We start from the raw sequence: 21,287 nt of genomic DNA, 5'->3' as shown, positions 1-21,287 counted from the left end.
AAAACAATGGCTCTTTATGAACATGTGTTCCTTGCCCGACAGGACATTGCACCGCAACAAGTTGATGAACTTTTGAATGTTTACAAAGGTGTCATTGAAGCGCACGGTGGGAAAGTTGGGCGTGTAGAAAATTGGGGTCTTCGTCCCCTTGCATATCGTATTCGCAAAAATCGTAAAGCTTATTATGCGCTGATTAATATTGATGCGCCAGCTGAAGCAGTTGCTGAAGTTGAACGTCAAATGCGCATCAATGAAGATATTTTGCGCTACATGACTATTCGCGTAGAAAAACATGAAAAAGAAAAATCTCCTGTGCTCTCGCGCCTTGATCGCAGTGCTCACATTGATCAAGATGAAGAGCGTCCTCGCTCTCCACGTCGTCAACATGAGGATGCCATGGAAGGAATAGAATGATGACTGATATCAACCAAACCACTGGACGTCGCCCCTTTCATCGTCGTCGCAAAACATGTCCGTTTTCTGGTGCGAATGCTCCCAAAATTGATTATAAAGATGTCAAGTTATTGCAGCGTTATATTTCAGAGCGTGGGAAAATTGTTCCCTCACGAATTACAGCCGTTAGTCAGAAAAAACAGCGTGAATTAGCAAATGCTATCAAACGTGCTCGTTTTCTAGGCTTACTTCCATATGTTGTAAAATAATCAGAGACGTCATGAAACTGGAGAGTTTCTCCAGTCGCTTTTTTGTGTGGTTCAGCATATATTTGATTGCAGAACTCTGTGACGATGTAAAAGTACTAAAAGTTGGGGCATTGAAATGCCCCTAACTGCAGAAAGCAGGACAGCGATAAATGCAAAACTTTTGTGTTTACAAGATAATGACTGGTATTGTGGCGGGATTGTTTGCTGTTGTTATAGGAATGGCAATCATCAGCGTCGCGAATATCGCCCCTTATTTTTCTATCTTTCTTGGTTGTTTTCTTTCACTACCGATTTTTATCGTTGCGTTCGGTCAAGGGACATTAGCCAGTCTCGTGGCCTTAACCAGTGCCACTGTTGTTCTTGCTATAGTCACCAATATTTATACTGCTTTTAGCTTCATGTTGTTATTTTTTCTGCCTGCTGTCTATACTTCTTGGCTGCTTGGACTTGCACGACCAGCGCAAAAAGAAAATACACTGATATGGTATCCATTATCATCAGTTATTTTTCATTTAACCAACTTTATAGCTCTTATAGCAACCTTTATTGGACTCTATATCCAATCCCTTCCATCCACACCTCTCATTGCAAAACAAGTTACTGAAAATATAGCACAAGCTATGCGACAATCGAATTCTATAAGGGAAACTGATATAGCTGCGTTTAGTGAAGTTTTAATGGCGCATGCAGCAACTTTAACAACGATTGCTCTAACAACTTATAGTTTGATTTTTCTCATCGGTAATCTTTATTTTTCTATGATAATCGCACAACATATGAAGTGGTTGAAGAGACCTAGTGATGATTGGAGCCAAACTTTCCGTCTTCCAATTTCTGGAATTGTTATTTTTATCGTTGTTTGTATAGCATCAATGATTGAATTAAATCCTGCTGTTGATTTGGGCATGCGTATTTTTAGCACTGCATATACTATCATCATCTCAATCAGTGGTCTTGCATATCTCCACAAGATCACAAAAGGAATTAATGGTCGGATTATCATACTCTCTCTTGTTTATATTGCCATTTTAACCGTTGTTTTTGCACCACCTATTTCTCTTATGATGCTTTTGATGGGAATTTGGGCAGCTCTTCAACATAGCTTTCAATCACGCAACAAACTTCATTAAATTTATTTATCTGAAAGGAAAAACTATGAATATTATTCTACTTGAACGCATTCCTCGTCTTGGCCAGATGGGTGATATCGTCTCAGTTAAAGATGGGTATGCGCGTAATTTTCTCTTGCCTAAAGGCAAAGCGTTACGTGCGAATGAGACCAATAAAAAATATTTTGAAATGCAACGTGCACAGCTTGAAGCGCGTAACCTTGAACGCAAAAGTGAAGCACAAAAAATTGCTGAACAACTTGATGGTAAATCATTCATTGCCGTTCGTTCAGCTGGTGAAACAGGACAACTCTATGGCTCTGTATCAACACGTGATATTGCTGAAATTATAACCTCTGAAGGATTTTCTATTGAACGAAATCAAATTGAACTTAATCACTCAATAAAAGCTATAGGGCTTCATACGGTTACTCTTAGCCTACACCCTGAAGTTCAAATTTCTGTAATCATTAACATTGCACGTTCAACCAGTGAAGCACAACGTCAAGCAGAGGGTGAAAACCTTACCTCTTCTGAGGCAATATACAATGTGCAAGAAGAATCATTGACAGAAAATGAAGAAGAAGAATTTACAGAGAAAATGAACGATAATGACGCAAACAACACCACTGAAGAGGTTTAACGGCCTCTTTCTCTCTATTTTGCGATTTTTATCTTTAACATATGAACATGTTGTTAAAGCACTCGGCTTCTAAAACTGAGTGCTTTATAATTTTTTATCTCCCTAAAGATAAACTTTTATGGAAGTAATCATTTTTACTGTACGGTAACATAAAAGATTATCAATAAAATGCGAGAAAATGCTCTTATATGCTACTCACCCAAAGAGACACAAAAATTGTTTGAAAAACTACACTTAAAAGACGCATGTGGTACAAATAATCATTTCTGACATTCTTTGGTTATCTGAAAGTGAAAATCTACTGATTCTCTAAAATTTTTATATTAAAAAATAAAATATAAAAAATATGCCCTATACAAAAATACGACACGCATAATGATGAAGGTAAAGGATTGCAAAAAAATGAAAGTATGATTTTAACTTAAACGAAAGTTTATCATCTCACCTTTATAAGGTATAACACTTGATTATTGTCTAAAATAGAAAAACGTAAAATCTCCGTGGAAGAAATGTTATGGAAGAAAAAAGTATTATCAGTTTCAACTCTCTGCAAAAAGAAGAAACTTCTTCTTTCCGACAGCTTCCGCATAATATTGAAGCAGAGCAAGCATTGCTTGGAGCAATACTCATTAACAATGATGCGCTCGATCGCGTTTCAGATTTTCTAAAACCAGAACATTTCTTTGATCCATTGCATCAGAAAATCTATGAGGTTTCATCTCATTTTATCGAAAAAGGAAAACTTGCAGATCCAGCAACTATCAAGCCCTTTATTCCTGCCGAAGAAAGAATTGGAGATATCACCGTATATAATTACGTTGTACGTTTAGTAAAAGAAGCCGTAACAATTATTAATACTGAAGATTATGGACGGGTTATTTATGATCTTTTTATTCGACGCTCTTTGATTAATATCGGAGAGCAAGCTGTCAATACAGCTTTTGATGCTCCCATAGAGCTTACCCCAGCACAACAAATTGAAACTGTTGAGAATCAGTTGTTTAGGCTGGCAGAAAAAGGCAAATATGGAGGAGGATTTGAAAACTTCAATGAAGCTGTCAGAAAAGCTGTTGACATGGTTAGCGCTGCAAAGAAGCGTTCTTCACGATTATCAGGGATAGCCACCCATATTAAAATGCTTGATGAAAAAATGGGAGGTTTACAGCCCTCTGACCTTATTGTTCTTGCTGGACGCCCTGGAATGGGGAAAACTTCACTTGCAACCAATATTGCCTTTAATATTGCCAATGCTTATACTCATGATGATAAAATAGAGAATTCCTCACAAAAAAATGAAGGGGGTATTGTTGGATTCTTCTCACTCGAAATGTCATCAGAGCAGCTTGCAACCCGTATTATTTCCGAACAAACAGAAGTCTCTTCTTCTGATCTGCGACGTGGTAATATTTTAGAAGAACATTTTGCAAAAATAATCCGCGCAATGCATCACTTACAAAAAGTACCGCTTTATATTGACCAAACTGGTGGTATATCAATCACGCAATTAGCAGCTCGCGCACGGCGTCTCAAGCGGCAACATGGTTTGGATGTCTTAATCATTGATTATATCCAGTTAATGACAGGGAGCTCAAAACGTTCGTCTGAAAATCGTGTTCAAGAAATTACAGAAATTACTACGGGTCTTAAAGCATTAGCTAAAGAATTGAATATTCCTATTATAGCCCTTTCACAACTTTCACGCCAAGTGGAAAACCGAACAGATAAACGCCCACAACTTTCAGATTTACGAGAATCCGGTTCGATCGAACAAGATGCTGATATTGTTCTTTTTGTCTATCGTGAAGAATATTACCTCAAAAATGAAGAACCAAAAATGGGGACTCCTGAATATGACAGATGGCTAACAACAATGGACAATGCATTTGGGAAAGCCGAAGTTATTGTCGCCAAACAGCGTCATGGACCAACAGGAACGGTTCATCTTGCCTTTCAATCTGATTTCACACGTTTTAGTGACCTAGCAGACAGAAATTATCTTCCAGAACAGATTGGTTAAATTATCATGGCACGCAGCCGTATTCAATTTATCTGCCAAAATTGTGGAACAATTTATTCACGTTGGGCTGGAAAATGTAGTTCTTGTGGAGAATGGAATTCTCTTGTTGAAGAAAATGTCAATAACGGTATTGGCAGTGGACCTGTGCAAAATATCCATAAAGGACGCATCATCGCCCTGACATCTCTTTCTGGTGATATTGAAGATGCTCCACGTATTCATTCTGGAATTGCTGAGCTTGATCGTGTTACCGGTGGAGGATTTGTTCGTGGCTCAGCATTACTTGTTGGTGGAGATCCAGGGATTGGCAAATCAACATTATTAACACAAACGGCTGCCGCTTTATCGCGAAAAGGACACAATGTCATCTATGTTTCGGGTGAAGAAGCTATTGCACAAATCTGCCTGCGTGCTCAAAGGCTTGGTGCTGCTGATACAGAGGTTAAACTTGCTGCGGAAACGCATGTTGAAGATATTCTTGCAACCTTAAGCGAGCACAAAAACCTTGATATGGTCATTATCGATTCTATTCAAACTTTATGGTCAGATGCAGCGGATTCAGCACCTGGCACAGTCACACAAGTGCGCATCGGAGCTCAAGCAATGATACGCTTTGCAAAAAAAACAGGAACAGCTGTTGTTCTTGTTGGACATGTTACAAAAGACGGACAAATTGCTGGGCCCCGCGTTGTCGAGCATATGGTTGATGGCGTTCTTTATTTTGAAGGTGAAGGTGGACATCATTATCGGATTCTTAGAACTGTAAAAAACCGTTTTGGCCCCACGAATGAGATAGGCGTTTTTGAGATGTCTGATAAAGGATTACGGGAAGTTATTAATCCATCTGAATTATTTTTAGGTGAACGGAATGAAAAAGCACCAGGTGCTGCTGTTTTTGCAGGAATGGAAGGAACACGCCCAATATTAGTAGAAATCCAAGCGCTTGTCGCTCCTTCTTCACTTGGAACACCACGGCGCGCTGTTGTTGGATGGGACGGGAATCGTCTTTCTATGATTCTTGCCGTTTTAGAAGCTCATTGCGGTATTCGTTTTGGACAGCACGATGTCTATCTTAACATTGCAGGTGGATATCGCATATCAGAGCCAGCAGCCGACTTAGCTGTAGCCGCAGCTTTGGTATCTTCTCTCGCAAATATTCCTCTTCCAACAAATTATGTTTATTTTGGTGAAATTAGCCTTTCAGGAGCTACCCGTGCTGTTGCACATTCAACACAACGCATCAATGAAGCAAAAAAACTTGGCTTTCAAGGAGCTGTTCATCCCACTACGACAACAGAGACAATGAGATTGACTAATTTTCAACAAAAAATATTTTCTAATCTCCCTGAGCTAGTTTCTGCTATTACTCTAGGTAAAAAACGGTCTTCACCACCGACGTGATAGTATTAAAAAAAATCTATAAAATATAAAAGATTATTGCTATAAAAACAAAATATAGCATAACAAGAAACTCATTTGTATACTGTATAAAAAAAACACAACTTTATGTATAAGGAACAAACAAATGATCATAACAGTCCTTGATGGAATTGTCGTAGTAATCATCCTGTTGTCCGCTTTCCTTGCTATGCTCCGAGGTTTTTCACGCGAGCTGCTATCATTGGTTTCTTGGGCAATCGCAGCTGTTGCTACACTGTTTTTATTTAAACCTGTATTACCTTTTTTTGAGCAATATCTTTCTAACAAAATGATCGCATTAATAACTACATTGATCACGATTTTTATTATTGTTCTCATTATTACTTCAATCATTACAATGAAGATCTCTGATTTTATTATTGATAGTCGCATTGGTATTCTTGACCGTACCATCGGTTTTGTTTTTGGAGCATTCCGCGGTTTATTCATTATGGTTATTGGTATGTTGCTTCTTAATGCGCTTATAAAACCCGAGAACCAAGCTAATTGGTTAAAAAATGCAACAACAAAACCCATATTAGATTCATTGGGACAAGAAGTTTTGGAAAAACTCCCCAAAGATCTTGATACTGTCCTCGAAAAAACAGAAAAATTCTTAAAAAAAGACAATACTAAAGACAATACTAATGCACAGCATTAACACTCTCATGAAAGAAAATTCGGCAAAGCCAAATGGAAAATAGTTTGTCATGTCAAAAAATTCCCAATAATATGTGAGCTATGATGTAATCATTCCTTATATCACGACTGAAAGAATATAATGACAAAAAACGATATTTCCCATCAGAATTTTCCATTAGATGGCGATACTCTTCATGAAGAATGTGGGGTTTTTGGTATCCTAGGGCATGAAGATGCGGCAACATTAACAGCTCTCGGTCTTCATGCACTTCAACACCGTGGACAAGAAGCAGCTGGAATTGTTTCCTACCATAATAAAATGTTTCATCAGGAAAAACATTTAGGTCTTGTTGGTGATCATTATACAAACCCTGCAACACTTGCCCGCTTACCAGGAAATCTTGCTATCGGACATACCCGTTATTCAACAACTGGAGAAGTCGCATTACGCAATGTTCAGCCACTTTTTGCTGAATTAAAAGCTGGAGGTATTGCTATTGCCCATAATGGCAATCTCACTAATGGTCTTACATTACGCCGCGAACTGATTGCCTCGGGAGCTATTTGTCAATCAACATCAGATTCAGAAGTTTTTCTTCATCTCATTGCCCGTTCACGCCATGAATCTTCATCTGATCGCTTTGTTGATGCCATTCGACAAGTAGAAGGTGGATATGCCATGTTAGCGCTCACACGTACCAAACTCATTGCAGCACGCGATCCAACAGGTATTCGACCTCTCGTAATGGGGGAACTTGATGGTAAACCAATTTTTTGTTCTGAAACCTGTGCACTTGATATTATTGGAGCAAAATATGTTCGTGATGTAAAAAATGGGGAAATTATCATATGTGAAATACAAAAAAATGGGGAAATTACTACAAAAGTTATAAAACCGGAGAGCGAAAAACCAGAGAAACTTTGTCTTTTTGAATATGTCTATTTTGCGCGTCCTGATTCAATCGTTGGAGGACGGAATGTTTATACGGTACGTAAGAATATGGGAATTCGTTTGGCGCAAGAAGCCCCCTGTGAAGGTGACGTTGTGGTTCCTGTTCCTGATGGAGGAACACCTGCCGCTATTGGTTATGCACAAGAAATTGGAATTCCTTTTGAGCTTGGTATTATTCGCAACCACTACGTTGGACGCACTTTTATCGAACCAACACAACAAATTCGTGCTTTTGGAGTCAAATTAAAACATTCGGCAAATCGGCCTGTGATCGAAGGAAAACGCATTATTCTCGTTGATGACTCCATTGTACGTGGAACAACATCTCTCAAAATTGTACGAATGCTTCGCGATGCAGGAGCAAAAGAAGTCCATATGCGTATTTCTAGCCCTATGATTTTTTATCCTGATTTTTATGGCATTGATACACCTAACATTGAAAGCTTGTTGGCTAATCAATATCCAGACTTAAAATCTATGTGCAATTTTGTTGGAGCTGACTCGTTAGAATTTCTTTCAACGGATGGACTCTACCTTGCTGTAACAGGGGAAAAACGAAATAATGCTGATCCGCAGTTTACTGACCATTATTTTACAGGAGATTATCCTACACCTCTTGTTGATCAAGAAAGTATTCCTCAAATTCATCAATTAACTGTTCTTAAAACAAGAGATTAATGATGAAAAAAACTGATTTTAATCTGTTTGGTCGTGTAGCACTTGTTACCGGTGCTTCAAGAGGAATTGGCTACCATTTAGCATTAGAACTCGCAGTACGTGGTGCTCACATTATTGCTCTAGCACGATCTGTAAATGAGCTTACCGAACTTGACAACAAAATTCAAGAAAAAGGCTCTCATGCAACGCTCGTGCCACTCGACTTACATCATATGGACAACATTGATACTCTTAGTGATTCAATTGACAAACGTTGGGGAAAACTCGATATTATGGTTGCAAATGCAGGAATCCTTGGAACACTCTCACCAGTGGCTCATATTGAAAACACTGTATTTGAAGATGTTTTTCAAATAAATCTCGTCAGCCAATGGCGCTTAATGAAAGCCGTTGAACCCTTATTACGTAAATCTGATGCTGGACGGGCAATTCTGTTATCCTCAAGCGTTGCGCATGTTGCACGTGCTTTCTGGGCACCTTATGCGGCCTCTAAAGCTGCTTTAGAAATGATTGCCCGTTGTTGGGCAGAAGAACTCAAGCAAACCCCTATAAAAATTAATTGTGTTGACCCTGGAGCAACACGCACTGCCATGCGTGCAAAAGCCATGCCTGGTGAAGATCCTCAAACTCTTCCTTCACCACAAGAAGTTGCAGCTAAAATAGCACATTTATCCTCACCTGATTTAAAGAAAACAGGAAAGCTTTTTAATGTTCGTCAAAATCGATTTATGGACTACCATATACCTGATTAGAGCAATAACTGTGATTTATAAAAATAGTTCACCATTTTGCACCTTAAATAAAAACCTCGAATAGTATAGGATTCTTTCACTTCAGTCCTGTTCATAATGAATCATTTAAAATTATTGGCTTGCACATCACAAGGTAGGATCAATGTATTGAGTAAAATCACTTAAGAAAAGACTACCAATACTCTCCCTTATAAACCCATTTAAATGCAAAGACTCCATGACATTTTGAGCTAGAAAAGTAGTGATGATGCTGATTTATTGCGTCATAAATATAAAAACAGTAGTTCTTAATGAAACTTACGTTACACTGTTTACAAATACCATCATGAAATAAGTTTTGGAGTATTGAGAAGGTTGTCTCTTTAGATAAATCAATGTGCAGTTAAAAACCATTTTAGAAAAGAATCCATACGACTCTCATAAATATCTCAACACAAGAGGAATCGTATCATTGGAAACGAGTGAATAATGGCCAAACTTATAGCTTTTAAGCATAAAATAAATACGAAGACGTAGTGCGGAATGGATTTCCCTCTTTCTACTCTCACTCTCCAAACAAAAAGATAAATCTCTATGATTCTTGGACAGCTTTAGTATTAGCCTTTTTTTCCTCCAAAGCAGCTCGTTTATTATAAGCTACAAAACTACAAGGGAGAAAAATTATATAACCAATAGCTGTGATCAATAAAGTATGCCATGTGTAGGTTGCGAGAAAACCTACATAGATAACGACCCCTAACATACATGGCACAACGATGTCACGCCTTAAATTTTGATCTATCGTTTTTGCATTCCATACTGGCAAACGGCTGACCAAAAGAAAAGCGATAACCACAGTATAAAGGCTAAAAAATAATGCACAGCTCCAATTTGGTACCAAGCCAAGAGCACCTAAATACATAGGCAATAAAAGCAATAACGCCCCTGCCGGTGCAGGAACACCAACAAAATAATTTCCCTTCCATTTTGGTATATCAGCATTATCTAACATGACATTAAAACGTGCTAACCGCAAACAACAAGCAACACAATAGACAAGTGCCGCTACCCAACCAACTTGATGTACTTCGGTCAAAACAAAAGAATAAACAATAAGTGCAGGAGCAACACCGAAATTAATCACATCAGCAAGAGAATCCATCTGTGCCCCAAAGGATGAACTCCCATCCATCAAACGGGCAATACGACCATCAGCGCCATCTAGAACTGCCGCTAAAAGTACCATTAAAATAGCAGCCTCATAACGATTCTCAAAAGCCAAGCGAATACTGCTCATCCCAGCACAAATTGCCAAAACAGTAATAATATTAGGAATAACATACCGCATCGGCGTAGGTGAACGCCACCGATTTGCACTATCATCGTGCTGTCCTTCAGGATTAAATGAAGAAAATAAGGAAAAATTTTTCATTGTTTGTCCTAATCGAATCTGAAGTCAATTGTAGCATTCTCATCATCAAATGAACCTAAAACTGTTTCCCCCGCAACCACTGTCTGACCAACCGCAACACGTAACTTCACTTCAAGTGGTATATAAATATCAAGCCGAGAGCCAAAACGAATCAACCCAAAGCGTTGACCTGTAATAACGGAATCATTTTCTTTTGACCAACAAACAATTCTCCGAGCAATCGTTCCTGCTATCTGCACAACACCAATCTTACCATGTTTGCTATCAATCACCATCCCATTACGCTCATTAAACTGGCTAGCCTTATCAAACTCTGCATTATTAAAACGTCCTGGACGATAAACTATAGACTCCACCGTACCACTTATAGGTACACGGTTAATATGGCATGAAAAAACATCCATAAAGACCGAAATACGGATCATCTCTTTAGGTCCCAACCCCAATTCTTCAGGCGGAATACATGGCTCAGCAAATGAGATACGCCCATCAGCAGGAGATATAATCCAATTCGAATTCAAAGGAATTACACGATTGGGATCGCGGAAAAAATATATACACCACACCGTAAGAATAAGACCACACCAAAACAAGGGACTCCATACCCAACCAAGAATGAGCGAAATAATAAAAAACGCTAAAATAAAAGGATATCCCTCTTTATGGATTGGTGTAAAACTATTATGGATAGATTGTAAAATACTCATATAATTTCCTATTCATAGTGTAACTTAAGACAAGTCATAAATCTTTTTGTTCCTCCTTATTTGCTATCAATCACTCCAATATAAAGTTATAGGTCATATTTTGCGCAACTTATTTTTTACGATTAACAACACCTGCCTCACCTTCTTCACGTATTTTACGTAATTTTTCTTCAGCTTGTGATGCTTCAAGCTGTTTGTTCCACATTGAAGCATATAAACCTTTCTTGCGTAAAAGCTCTGCATGAGTTCCATTTTCAATAATACGACCATTTTTGAGAACCAAAATCTCATCAGCATTTATCACGGTAGAAAGACGATGAGCAATTATCAATGTCGTACGTCCACGACTTACAATATCCAATGCTTGCTGAATGTCCTGTTCTGTTGCCGTATCAAGAGCTGCAGTTGCCTCATCCAAAATAAGAAGCGGAGGAGCCTTCAACAATGTCCGTGCAATAGCCACACGTTGTTTTTCACCACCTGATAACTTGAGTCCACGCTCACCTACTATAGACTGAAAACCTTCCGGAAGCATTTCAATAAACTTTGATATCTGTGCCATTTCAGCAGCTTTGCACATCTCTTCATCCGTAGCACTTGGACGCCCGTAGCAAATGTTATATGCAATTGTGTCATTAAATAACACAGTATCCTGTGGGACCATACCAATTGCTTCACGTAAACTTTCCTGTGTTATATCACGGATATCTTGCCCGTCAATTGTGATGGAACCCGCATCAACATCGTAAAAACGAAAAAGTAATCGGGAAATTGTCGATTTACCAGCACCTGATGGACCAACAATTGCAACGGTTTTACCTCTAGAAACCTCAAAATCAATTCCTTTAAGAATCTGGCGATCTGAATCGTAAGAAAATTTTACCTGATGAAACCGAATAGTCCCCCCCTCTACAACCAATGGTTTTGCATCTGATTTATCAATGATTTCCTGTCTAGCATCTAAAAGATCAAACATAGCTTCAATATCAGTTAAACCTTGCCGAACATCACGATAAATTGAGCCAATAAAATTCAGCGGAATGGAAAGCTGTATTAAAAGCGCATTAATAAAAACAAAATCTCCTAAAGTTTGTGTCCCACGGGAAACTTTGTAAGCTGACATTAGCATCAGAATAGTCATTCCAATACCAAAAATAAGAGCCTGACCAAAATTAAGCCAACTTAATGAGGTCCAAATTTTTGTTGCTGCTTTTTCATAATTGGCCATCGAAGAATCAAATCGACGTGCTTCTAGATTTTCATTGCAAAAATATTTGACTGTTTCAAAATTCAAGAGAGAATCAACAGCACGTATATTTGCCTCGGTATCCGCTGTATTCATTTCTTGCCTAATGCGAATACGCCAATCACTCGCCTTAATTGTGAACCAAGTATATGAACCAACCATTATCACAACTATGAATACGTAATACCATCCATAATTTATGCAAAATACAAGTGCTGTCAGAATAAATTCTAAAACCGTTGGAAACGTATTGAGAATCGAAAATCGAACAACAGCTTCAATTCCCTTTGTACCACGCTCAATTACACGAGAAAGCCCACCAGTTCGCCTTTCTAAATGAAATCGCAAAGACAAACCATGAATATGCACAAAGGTCTTATAAGCTAACTTACGAATAGCGTATTGACCAACGGTTGCAAACAGGGAATCGCGTAACTGGTTTAATGCAGCTTGAACAATACGTGCAACATTGTATGCTAAAACAAGCATGATCGGAATAACACAACTAGATGATCCCCACAGGGACATCTTAAAGCTTACATCAAGTGCATCAGTAGCATATTTAAAAAAATAGGGTACCGATACAAGAATGAGTTTGGCTAAAACAAGATAAAATATTGCCCATATAACCCGCACTTTTAGATCATGCCGCTCTACCGGCCATATATAAGGCCACAGATTATAAATTGTGCGCAAAGTCTGTCCTGTATCTGACGATACAGTTTTCATTATTTCATCGTGCTTCATAAAGTCCTTACTTTTTTATCACCCACTGAATAGCCACTACACCCCTCTTGTTGCTTATAGATTACATTCTCGTCTCCATATGCTCATCATAAACAACACGTAATATTCTTTGAAATTAGACTGTTTTTGAAAAAGGGACAAGAAATAATCCTTTATCGAGTTTATTATTTGAATCTGTACGCTCATACCATTCTGCTGCAAATAAGCTTTCAACTTTTACATGTTTCTTTTTCAATTCTGCTTGAAGCCATGTCTTTGATTTGCCAATCTCTTTAAGACCATTATCGAAAATTTCACCATTTTGCACTAAAATGACAGACTTCTTACCTTCCTCTTTTTTAATAACAGAACAATCGCCATTGGTTTCTAACTGAACAAAAGCTGCTTCATTTAAACTACAGCCCTTAATACGTAGCATTGTAATCAAATCATTGACGCCGATACCCAAACTTTTAATCTTATCCATTTGAAATACACCATCTAAAACTAATGTCGTGTTTCGTCCTGCAATGAGACGACGAAAAAAAACTGAATAGCGTGCAAAAAAATTAAGAGAGGTAACTAAAGCCTGCCAAATACACAAAACAACTAATAATTGGATACTGCTAATGTTCGGATTATAAATCACCCCTCCAATAATACCTCCCATGACAAAATTGCTGACTAAATCAACTGGTGTCATTTGGCTAAGACTTCCCCGCCCTGTTGTTCTTAAAATTAAGAGAAAGGCAATAAGGCCCACCGCAAGCTTAAAGGCGACATACCCATAACTATATACAAATTCCATTATATTCTCCCTTTTTATGAGAGCTTCTGGGATAGGGAAATTATCATTACTTTACTTCCCACATGGTCACACGTTCACCGGTCCGTGGGTCTTTTTCGTCTTTTAAAATAATCCCCTTAGCTGCAAGCTCATCACGAATTGTATCCGCAGCTGCCCACTCTTTATTATGGATAAGTCGCATCCTTTCGGCAATGCGTTGATCAATAATTTTTGGATCAAGGGAAGATTTTCTCATAAATAATGGACAATTTACGTCCCGAATCCACTCTTGACAAAACAGTCCTAATAAACACATCCCATTTGCCAGAGAGACAACATTGCCTGTTTTATAAAATTTTCGTAAAAGAGCAAATACCTTTGGAGTATTAAGGTCATCACTGAGGATATCTACTAAATAATTATCTATCGTTTCATTATTTTCCAAACTCTTCCTTTCACAACGAAGCAATTCATACCAGCGATACAGCTCACTACTGGATTGTATTAAACGCTGAACAGTCCAATTTAATGGTTCACGATAATGCGTTTGTAACATTGAAAAACGTGCTGATAAACCTGCCCAACTTTGTTTTATTTCATTTGTTAAGGCTTCATTAAACTCAAAAAAATTCCCCTCTAAAATAGAACGAATCGTGATGAAGTTGCCAAGGCTTTTAGACATTTTTTTACCTTCAACCTGCAAAAAACCGTTATGCATCCAAAGATTAGCCATTCGCTCAGTTCCAAAAGCTGAACAACTTTGTGCAATTTCATTCTCATGATGAGGAAAAATTAAATCAATGCCACCACCATGAATATCAAAAATATTCGCTGTTGGGTTATCACAGTCCAAACCACCACCATAAGGTGCTAATAATTTTGCCATCGACATTGCAGAACATTCAATATGCCAACCCGGACGCCCCAAAACAGAAATTCCTGCTGGGGATGCCCAACCTGGCTCTCCATCCATAGAAGGCTTCCACAAAACAAAGTCCATTTCCTCTCTTTTATAAGCAGCAACCTCAACACGTGCACCCGCTCTCATTTCTTCTAAAGAGCGTTTTGCAAATGATCCATAATGAGGATGGTTTTTGATGCTGCTTACAGAAAATAATATATGATTTTCTGCTTTATAAGCGTACCCCTTTTCAAGCAACCTTTCAATCAAAGAACGCATTTCCTCTAAATGATCAGTTGCGCGTGGTTGACTTGTTGGCAATAAACAACCAAGTGCTACCGTATCTTGTTGAAATTGGGCATATGTACGCTCTGTCAATTGACGAATAGCTTCGTTAAGCGCGAGCTCTGGATACTCGCAAGCTGCTCGTGCATTAATTTTATCATCTACATCTGTAATATTACGCACATATATCACATAATTATTGCCGTAAACATGACGCAATAAGCGAAATAAAACATCAAAAACAATAACAGGACGTGCATTACCTATATGCGCATAATCGTAAACCGTCGGACCACAAACATAAAGACGTACTCTTGTTTTATCGATTGGTGTAAAAATTTCTTTCTTGCGTGTAAGCGTATTATAAAATCGCAACTCTCTCATCACTATACTCCCTTAGCGATATTATTCACCGCCCTTCTACCCAAGATCATCGCGTTATGCGATTTAAGTTAAAATTTTTATAGTATCTTACATAAAATTCTCCTAACTACCTCAGTTCAATTAGGATGTCTCCACAATCTGTCACAAAAATAATCTCTTTCATTTGACTGGGTAAGAGTATTTTCTCAATAAAGTCCATACTCTTTACTTGAGAAAGATTATCATAGAAGAAAATCTTCAATGCACAATATGCTGTAAATTCATACGAAAAATGGATCGTATATAGAAAATCTGATTTTGTAGCCATACAAACCCTAGCAAAACTTTCAATATCTCTCCATTGTACTTTCCTTATCCTCTTTCATGCCCTAGATTTTATACTATGACCATTACTGGTAATGATGCATAAGTATTTTTCACGCTATTTTATTTGCTATTATGATCGTGGAAGAATTTATTTAAAGAAAGTCATAAGAAATAATGCGCATTCTATTGATAATATTCATTATTTTTATATCATTTTCAACTTCTATACCAACTTTTGCACAACAATCGCCACCCTATGAAAAAAAATTGTTACGGCTGGCAGAGATTTTGGGATCTCTACATTTTCTACAAAATCTTTGCAGTACTCCAACAAACCAGTGGTATAATTACATAGGTGCACTGATTGAAGCAGAACAACCAATTCCACAAAGACGTGCTTATTTTTATGAAGCCTTTAATGAATCTTATCGTGCTTTCTCAGAAAATTATCATCATTGTACGCAGTCAGCAATTGAAGCAAGCCAAAGATACATTAAAGAAGGCAGTGCCTTATCCGAAAACATTCTTACCCATTTTAGCAATTCACTTGTACAAAATACCAAACCTTCAATTTCGCAATCACAATACGATCAATAAACCAATTCTGATATCAATAAGGAAAATGCTGAAAAACCCATATTTTATTCCATAAAATCGCCACGCATATTTTTTAATGCGCAAAGTCATTTCATCAAGTTTACCACTTTTAAAATGATTATACCAAAGATTCTAAAAATTTAACGGGTTCGCCCTGTGCAGGTGTTACAATTTCACCTTCCCACATAACACGCATACCACGAACAATAGTTCCCACAGGCCAACCTTGAACCTTTTTACCATCATAAGGTGTCCAACCAGCGCGCGAACCAATCAATGCATTCGTAATAATTTCTTTTCGCTTAAGATCAACAACAGTCAAATCAGCATCATATCCCACAGCAAGACGCCCTTTACAGCTTATACCAAAAATACGGCTCGGACCATGCGAAGTGAGATCAACAAAACGTTCAAGGGATATCTTCCCTGCATTGACATGTGTAAGCATAATTGCTGCTGTTGTCTGCACACCTGTCATCCCTGAAGGTGAAACAGGATAAGACCGAAGCTTTTCTTCAAGCGTATGAGGAGCATGATCAGAGCCTAAAACATCAATAATACCCTGCTGAACACCGTGCCAAAGAGATTCACGATGGCGGCTCTCACGAATCGGTGGGTTCATCTGAATTAAAGTGCCGAATTTTTGATAATCATCAGCAGTCAAAGTTAAATGATGTTGTGTAACTTCAATCGTTGCTACATCTTTATGGTTTTTTAGAAAATCAATTTCTTCCGCAGTAGAAAGGTGCAGCACATGAATACGTGCCTTTGTTTCATGTGCGATTTTCACTAAACGCTGTGTACATTTTAATGCTGCAATCTCATCGCGCCAAACCGGATGTGATGATGCATCCCCCTCAATACATAACATTTTACGCTCTCTGAGCCTTTCCTCATCTTCAGAATGAAAAGCTGCACGACGTTTTATATTTTTCAAAATAAGACGTACACTTTCATCATCATCAATCAAAAGATCACCCGTGGAAGATCCCATGAATATTTTTATTCCAGCAACACCCGGAAGTCTTTCTAGATCTGCCAGTTCATGAGCATTTTCACGCGTTCCTCCAACCCAAAATGCAAAATCACAATGCATCCGGTGAAATCCGCGTTTAATCTTATCGCTCAATGCTTCTTCTGATATGGTCAGTGGGTTGGTGTTAGGCATGTCAAAAACTGTTGTAACCCCTCCTAAAACCGCAGAATAGGAACCGCTTTCCAAATCCTCCTTATGTTCATTACCTGGCTCGCGAAAATGAACTTGACTATCAATGATACCTGGTAAAATATGAAGTCCGATGCAATCAATAACCTCACCAGCAGAAACACGCGAAAGATCACCAATTTCAGCAATACGCCCATTCGTAATACCAATATCACGCTTGCTACTTCCATCATGGTTTACAACTGTTGCACCTTTTAAAATTGTATCAAATATTTTACACATAGCCACGCTCCTTATATATCCCTTCTTTATCGATTATGTAACTTTCGGTAGAAAGGCAAGAACCATGATAAAAAAACAAAATGCTATTTCTTTTACAAACCGTAAAATTATTAAAGTTACGGGTGAAGAAGCAACAGATTTTCTGCAAACTGTTATCACAACAGACGTGAAAAAAATAAGCCCACAAGAAATTTTCCCAGGAGCCCTCTTATCCCCACAAGGAAAAGTTATGGCTGATTTTCTTATCAGCAAAATAGATGATGGTTATCTCATTGATATCATTGCACCGCTCGCGGATAGCTTCCAGAAACGCCTCCTGCTCTATAGGTTACAAAAAAAAGTGGAAATTACACAACCATTACAATGGCTTGTTACTGTTTCTTGTAATAATGAATTAGATAGCTTAAATTTTGATTTAAGTTTTATTGATAAACGATTTCCACAAAAAGAAAAAATAATACGAATCTATGGAAAAACATCTTTTTTTGCTCCAGAATATCATGACAATTGGAATCGATTGCGTGTTCGTTATGGAATTGCAGAAAGCGATCAAGATTATGAGATAGGGAAAATCTTTCCTCACGATATTAATTACGATCAAATCGATGGACTCTCATTCAACAAAGGTTGCTATATCGGACAAGAAATTGTTTCACGAATGCATCATCGCCGTACAGCACGTCGTCGCATTTTAATTGTTAAAAGCCAACATGAATTAGCCTCAGGCTTAAATGTTGAAGCAGGAACAAAAGTACTTGGTTGCTTGAAAACATGTTCTAAAAATGAAGCGCTCGCATTAATGCGTATTGATCATGTCAAAGATGCGATAGATAACAATATCCCATTTACAGTAAAAAATGTTCCTGTCACCATAAGCATTCCTGAAAATATGAGTTTTACCTTTCCTGAAAATACCTTGGAAAACCACTAATGGCTAAAGCTGAATTAACACAAAAAGGAGAAGTCCGCGCTTGGCAAAGAATGCTTTCTGGCAGGAGACTTGATTTGCTAAACCCTTCCCCTTTTGATATTGAAATAGAAGATATTGCCCACGGGCTTGCCCGCGTTGCACGTTGGAATGGACAAACGCAAGGAATGCATGCCTATTCTGTTGCACAGCATTCACTTTTGGTAGAAAAAATATTTCAAAATCTTTGTCCTCAATCACGTAGTAATGAATGTCTATATGCTCTTCTTCATGATGCGCCAGAATATGTTATTGGTGATATCATTTCACCTTTTAAAGCTGTCATAGGGCAGCAATATGAACTCATTGAGAAACGTATACAGGATGCTATCCACATGCGCTTTTCTCTCCCCGTTAATCCCTCCAAAAAACTCTTAAAAAAAATCAAACAAGCCGATCGTATTGCCGCATTTTATGAAGCTACTACACTTGCCGGATTTAATACAGAAGAAGCTCTTCGCTATTTTGGTTCTCCAAATAATATTTTACCCGATGATCTCGACTTACAACCATGTTCTACACAACAAATTGAAAATGCTTTTTTAATCCGCTTTAATAACCTTGACACTCAAAGACCAGACTAATGTTCTCCTTGCATCATCTATTCTTTATTGTGCTCATTAAAAAATAAATTTATTCAATTATCGTTGTCTTCTCTTAACATTTCTCTTGGATGCAATCATTAAAAGAATAATTTCTTTTCTTCCATCCATTACCCTCTCGATATTCGATGTTCTGCAATTCTGCTTTTATAATAATGCATCGTTTCAATTAGCAAAAACGATGTTATTAAACCTAAATTCTTTATAACATCCTCTCAACAAGAGATGCAAAAACTCATGCATTCATGAAAAAATAATACACAAAAATCATACCACAGACTGAATGCAAACAGGAGAGATATAAAAAATAAACATTCATTACCTAGGATCGATAACAAATGATCACTTATCATGTTTTCCAAATTAAATTGGATTTATTTCAGTTTATAGACTTCCTCATCCGCTGGAAAAGCACGAGAGGTGACATCTTCCGCATAATTCTTGATGGCAGTCTCCATTGCTTGTTCAAGAGTACCATAACGGCGTACAAATTTTGGCACATAAGCACCATAGCCTAACATATCTTCCATAACCAATATTTGCCCATCACACTGGTTAGACGCACCAATACCAATAGTCGGAATAGAAAGTTTTTCTGTAAGCCTTACCGCTAAGGGTTCGACAACCCCCTCCACAACAACCGCAAAAGCACCGGCCTCTTCAATCGCTGCTCCATCAGCTTCAATTTTTTGCCAATCACTCTCTTTGCGTCCTTGTGTTTTAAAGCCACCAAAATGATTTACCGCCTGTGGAGTAAGACCTATATGTGCCATAACTGGAATACCGCGTTTGCACAAAAAATCAATTGTTTTTGCCATAGAGACACCACCTTCAAGCTTAACTGCACCACATCCTGTTTGTGCAAGAATACGTGACGCATTCAAAAAAGCCTGTTCTGGACTTCCTTCATAAGAACCAAAAGGCATATCAACCACCACAAGAGCCCTTTTAGATCCACGGACAACCGCCTGCCCATGCAAAATCATCATATCTAAATTAACAGGGAGTGTTGTTTCAAATCCATATACAACCATACCAACGCTATCACCAACCAAAAGCAAATCACAATATGGATCAGCAATCCGTGCAGTATAGGACTGATAAGCCGTAAGTGAAACAATAGGTTCTTGTCCTTTCCTTGACTGTATTTGAGAAGCGGTTATGCGTTTTATAGTTTTATGTACACTCATTTTCAGTTTTTTCCTGTAATACATATTGATCGATAAGTCTCACCTCACCAAAACGAACAGTGAGAAGTAAAACTGCAGGTCTATCTAATGTTCCTTTCACCACGCATAAAGTTTCCATATCCCGTAAATCTATTGATTCAATGATCGCACGTGTCTCTTGTTGTAAAATAGCGCGAACAATCTTGCACAATTTATCAACCGATCGTTCACCTTGACTATAAAATTTTTCAGCAGCTCGACCACTTTCAGGGATAATTTTGGCAGCTTTACGATCTTCTAATGTTAAAAGCTGATTACGTGAAGAACTCGCTACACCATCTTCCTCACGTAAAATAGGAACTCCAACAATTTCAATAGGAAACGCCAAATCTTTAACCATACGCCGAATGATCAAAATTTGTTGAAAATCCTTTTCCCCAAAAAAAGCCTTATCTGGTTGAACAATGTTAAAAAGCTTAGCAACGACACTGGTCACACCACAAAAATGTCCTGGACGTAATTTTCCTATCAAAATGCGTGATAATTTTTCTACCTTTACAATTGTCTCATTTCCCAGTGGCCACATTTCTTCTACAGAAGGTGCAAAAACATATTCAACGCCCGCTTGTTTTAATAAAGCACAATCGCCCATCAAATCTCTTGGATATTTATCAAAATCTTCATGAGGATCAAATTGCTTCGGATTAACAAAAATAGAAACCAATATTCGATCACACATTGCTCTTGCTTGCTGTACCAATGCAAGATGACCATCATGTAATGCCCCCATAGTAGGCACAAAACCAATCGAAAATCCTAAACGTTTTTCTTCTGCAAGATATTGACGCACTTCCGCAATCGTTTTTAAGATTTGCATT

The 21,287-nt window shown here is 38.0% G+C and carries 20 protein-coding genes; 12 read left to right on the top strand and 8 right to left on the bottom strand.

From position 1 onward, the window contains the following. The first annotated feature begins 6 nt into the window (after window positions 1-6). From rpsF to ABID39_RS04440, 9 genes are all read left to right on the top strand, one after another. On the top strand, window positions 7-414 hold the full coding sequence (rpsF, locus tag ABID39_RS04480) for a 30S ribosomal protein S6 (protein WP_354186459.1): 408 nt from the start codon (window positions 7-9) through the stop codon (window positions 412-414). Further along, a complete protein-coding gene (rpsR, locus tag ABID39_RS04475) occupies window positions 414-662 on the top strand; it encodes a 30S ribosomal protein S18 (RefSeq protein ID WP_354186499.1) in 249 nt (82 codons plus the stop codon). The genes rpsF and rpsR overlap by 1 nt, the downstream gene beginning before the upstream one ends. A gap of 149 nt (window positions 663-811) precedes the next feature. Next, a complete protein-coding gene (locus tag ABID39_RS04470; RefSeq protein WP_354186457.1) occupies window positions 812-1,792 on the top strand; it encodes a hypothetical protein in 981 nt (326 codons plus the stop codon). A 25-nt stretch (window positions 1,793-1,817) separates the two neighbouring features. Continuing rightward, the gene (gene rplI, locus ABID39_RS04465; RefSeq protein ID WP_354186455.1) at window positions 1,818-2,414 is read left to right on the top strand and encodes a 50S ribosomal protein L9; all 597 of its coding nucleotides are present in this window, start codon (window positions 1,818-1,820) and stop codon (window positions 2,412-2,414) included. A 514-nt stretch (window positions 2,415-2,928) separates the two neighbouring features. Then, a complete protein-coding gene (locus ABID39_RS04460; protein WP_354186453.1) occupies window positions 2,929-4,431 on the top strand; it encodes a replicative DNA helicase in 1,503 nt (500 codons plus the stop codon). Window positions 4,432-4,437: 6 nt separating this feature from the next. Continuing rightward, window positions 4,438-5,832, top strand: a complete 1,395-nt coding sequence (gene radA, locus ABID39_RS04455; RefSeq protein WP_354186451.1) for a DNA repair protein RadA — start codon at window positions 4,438-4,440, stop codon at window positions 5,830-5,832. Between the two features lie 124 nt (window positions 5,833-5,956). Then, entirely contained in the window at window positions 5,957-6,511 is a 555-nt protein-coding gene (locus ABID39_RS04450) for a CvpA family protein (RefSeq protein ID WP_354186449.1), read from the top strand. A 120-nt stretch (window positions 6,512-6,631) separates the two neighbouring features. Then, window positions 6,632-8,122: an amidophosphoribosyltransferase gene (gene purF, locus ABID39_RS04445; protein ID WP_354186447.1), complete on the top strand. Its 1,491-nt coding sequence runs from the start codon at window positions 6,632-6,634 to the stop codon at window positions 8,120-8,122. Between the two features lie 2 nt (window positions 8,123-8,124). After that, on the top strand, window positions 8,125-8,874 hold the full coding sequence (locus ABID39_RS04440) for an SDR family NAD(P)-dependent oxidoreductase (RefSeq protein ID WP_354186445.1): 750 nt from the start codon (window positions 8,125-8,127) through the stop codon (window positions 8,872-8,874). Between the two features lie 571 nt (window positions 8,875-9,445). Here ABID39_RS04440 and pssA read toward each other — a convergent pair. The 5 genes from pssA to cysS form a co-directional block, all read right to left on the bottom strand. Further along, window positions 9,446-10,285 carry a CDP-diacylglycerol--serine O-phosphatidyltransferase gene (gene pssA, locus ABID39_RS04435; RefSeq protein ID WP_354186443.1) on the bottom strand — a complete coding sequence of 280 codons (840 nt, stop codon included), beginning with the start codon at window positions 10,283-10,285 and terminating at the stop codon, window positions 9,446-9,448. A gap of 8 nt (window positions 10,286-10,293) precedes the next feature. After that, window positions 10,294-10,992 carry a phosphatidylserine decarboxylase gene (locus tag ABID39_RS04430; RefSeq protein ID WP_354186441.1) on the bottom strand — a complete coding sequence of 233 codons (699 nt, stop codon included), beginning with the start codon at window positions 10,990-10,992 and terminating at the stop codon, window positions 10,294-10,296. A gap of 109 nt (window positions 10,993-11,101) precedes the next feature. Then, on the bottom strand, window positions 11,102-12,985 hold the full coding sequence (locus ABID39_RS04425; RefSeq protein ID WP_354186439.1) for an ABCB family ABC transporter ATP-binding protein/permease: 1,884 nt from the start codon (window positions 12,983-12,985) through the stop codon (window positions 11,102-11,104). A 115-nt stretch (window positions 12,986-13,100) separates the two neighbouring features. After that, window positions 13,101-13,772: a DUF421 domain-containing protein gene (locus tag ABID39_RS04420; RefSeq protein WP_354186437.1), complete on the bottom strand. Its 672-nt coding sequence runs from the start codon at window positions 13,770-13,772 to the stop codon at window positions 13,101-13,103. 46 nt (window positions 13,773-13,818) lie between these two features. Continuing rightward, window positions 13,819-15,321, bottom strand: coding sequence for a cysteine--tRNA ligase (gene cysS, locus ABID39_RS04415; RefSeq protein WP_354186435.1), 1,503 nt, complete (start codon window positions 15,319-15,321; stop codon window positions 13,819-13,821). Between the two features lie 480 nt (window positions 15,322-15,801). Between cysS and ABID39_RS04410 the strand changes: the two genes are divergently transcribed. Next, window positions 15,802-16,224, top strand: a complete 423-nt coding sequence (locus ABID39_RS04410) for a TIGR02301 family protein (RefSeq protein WP_354186433.1) — start codon at window positions 15,802-15,804, stop codon at window positions 16,222-16,224. A 118-nt stretch (window positions 16,225-16,342) separates the two neighbouring features. Here the strand turns inward: ABID39_RS04410 and ABID39_RS04405 are convergent, their stop codons facing one another. Then, entirely contained in the window at window positions 16,343-17,671 is a 1,329-nt protein-coding gene (locus ABID39_RS04405; protein WP_354186431.1) for a dihydroorotase, read from the bottom strand. 64 nt (window positions 17,672-17,735) lie between these two features. Between ABID39_RS04405 and ygfZ the strand changes: the two genes are divergently transcribed. Together ygfZ and ABID39_RS04395 are read left to right on the top strand one after the other, a co-directional pair. Then, window positions 17,736-18,602: a CAF17-like 4Fe-4S cluster assembly/insertion protein YgfZ gene (ygfZ, locus tag ABID39_RS04400; RefSeq protein ID WP_354186429.1), complete on the top strand. Its 867-nt coding sequence runs from the start codon at window positions 17,736-17,738 to the stop codon at window positions 18,600-18,602. Further along, complete coding sequence (locus ABID39_RS04395; RefSeq protein WP_354186427.1) at window positions 18,602-19,222, top strand: YfbR-like 5'-deoxynucleotidase; 621 nt, start codon at window positions 18,602-18,604, stop codon at window positions 19,220-19,222. Before ygfZ ends, ABID39_RS04395 begins: the two co-directional genes overlap by 1 nt. A gap of 392 nt (window positions 19,223-19,614) precedes the next feature. Here ABID39_RS04395 and panB read toward each other — a convergent pair whose 3' ends face one another. Further along, complete coding sequence (gene panB, locus ABID39_RS04390; protein WP_354186425.1) at window positions 19,615-20,430, bottom strand: 3-methyl-2-oxobutanoate hydroxymethyltransferase; 816 nt, start codon at window positions 20,428-20,430, stop codon at window positions 19,615-19,617. Next, on the bottom strand, window positions 20,417-21,286 hold the full coding sequence (gene panC, locus ABID39_RS04385; RefSeq protein ID WP_354186423.1) for a pantoate--beta-alanine ligase: 870 nt from the start codon (window positions 21,284-21,286) through the stop codon (window positions 20,417-20,419). The genes panB and panC overlap by 14 nt, the downstream gene beginning before the upstream one ends. Window position 21,287: the final 1 nt, after the last annotated feature.

This window comes from Bartonella japonica (assembly GCF_040545385.1).
Taxonomy (GTDB): Bacteria; Pseudomonadota; Alphaproteobacteria; order Rhizobiales; family Rhizobiaceae; genus Bartonella; species Bartonella japonica.
Note: the sequence above shows the minus strand (reverse complement) of the source record. Positions and strands in the feature narration are given on the sequence as shown.

Coding starts and splice junctions, on each gene's coding strand:
- ABID39_RS04450 (WP_354186449.1), top strand. CDS start 5,957: ATGATCATAACAGTCCTTGATGGAATTGTCGTAGTAATCATCCTGTTG.
- ABID39_RS04440 (WP_354186445.1), top strand. CDS start 8,125: ATGAAAAAAACTGATTTTAATCTGTTTGGTCGTGTAGCACTTGTTACC.
- ABID39_RS04425 (WP_354186439.1), bottom strand. CDS start 12,985: ATGAAGCACGATGAAATAATGAAAACTGTATCGTCAGATACAGGACAG.
- pssA (WP_354186443.1), bottom strand. CDS start 10,285: ATGAAAAATTTTTCCTTATTTTCTTCATTTAATCCTGAAGGACAGCAC.
- ABID39_RS04430 (WP_354186441.1), bottom strand. CDS start 10,992: ATGAGTATTTTACAATCTATCCATAATAGTTTTACACCAATCCATAAA.
- rpsR (WP_354186499.1), top strand. CDS start 414: ATGACTGATATCAACCAAACCACTGGACGTCGCCCCTTTCATCGTCGT.
- cysS (WP_354186435.1), bottom strand. CDS start 15,321: ATGAGAGAGTTGCGATTTTATAATACGCTTACACGCAAGAAAGAAATT.
- panB (WP_354186425.1), bottom strand. CDS start 20,430: ATGAGTGTACATAAAACTATAAAACGCATAACCGCTTCTCAAATACAG.
- ABID39_RS04460 (WP_354186453.1), top strand. CDS start 2,929: ATGGAAGAAAAAAGTATTATCAGTTTCAACTCTCTGCAAAAAGAAGAA.
- panC (WP_354186423.1), bottom strand. CDS start 21,286: ATGCAAATCTTAAAAACGATTGCGGAAGTGCGTCAATATCTTGCAGAA.
- ygfZ (WP_354186429.1), top strand. CDS start 17,736: ATGATAAAAAAACAAAATGCTATTTCTTTTACAAACCGTAAAATTATT.
- ABID39_RS04470 (WP_354186457.1), top strand. CDS start 812: ATGCAAAACTTTTGTGTTTACAAGATAATGACTGGTATTGTGGCGGGA.
- radA (WP_354186451.1), top strand. CDS start 4,438: ATGGCACGCAGCCGTATTCAATTTATCTGCCAAAATTGTGGAACAATT.
- ABID39_RS04420 (WP_354186437.1), bottom strand. CDS start 13,772: ATGGAATTTGTATATAGTTATGGGTATGTCGCCTTTAAGCTTGCGGTG.
- ABID39_RS04395 (WP_354186427.1), top strand. CDS start 18,602: ATGGCTAAAGCTGAATTAACACAAAAAGGAGAAGTCCGCGCTTGGCAA.
- rpsF (WP_354186459.1), top strand. CDS start 7: ATGGCTCTTTATGAACATGTGTTCCTTGCCCGACAGGACATTGCACCG.
- ABID39_RS04405 (WP_354186431.1), bottom strand. CDS start 17,671: ATGTGTAAAATATTTGATACAATTTTAAAAGGTGCAACAGTTGTAAAC.
- purF (WP_354186447.1), top strand. CDS start 6,632: ATGACAAAAAACGATATTTCCCATCAGAATTTTCCATTAGATGGCGAT.
- rplI (WP_354186455.1), top strand. CDS start 1,818: ATGAATATTATTCTACTTGAACGCATTCCTCGTCTTGGCCAGATGGGT.
- ABID39_RS04410 (WP_354186433.1), top strand. CDS start 15,802: ATGCGCATTCTATTGATAATATTCATTATTTTTATATCATTTTCAACT.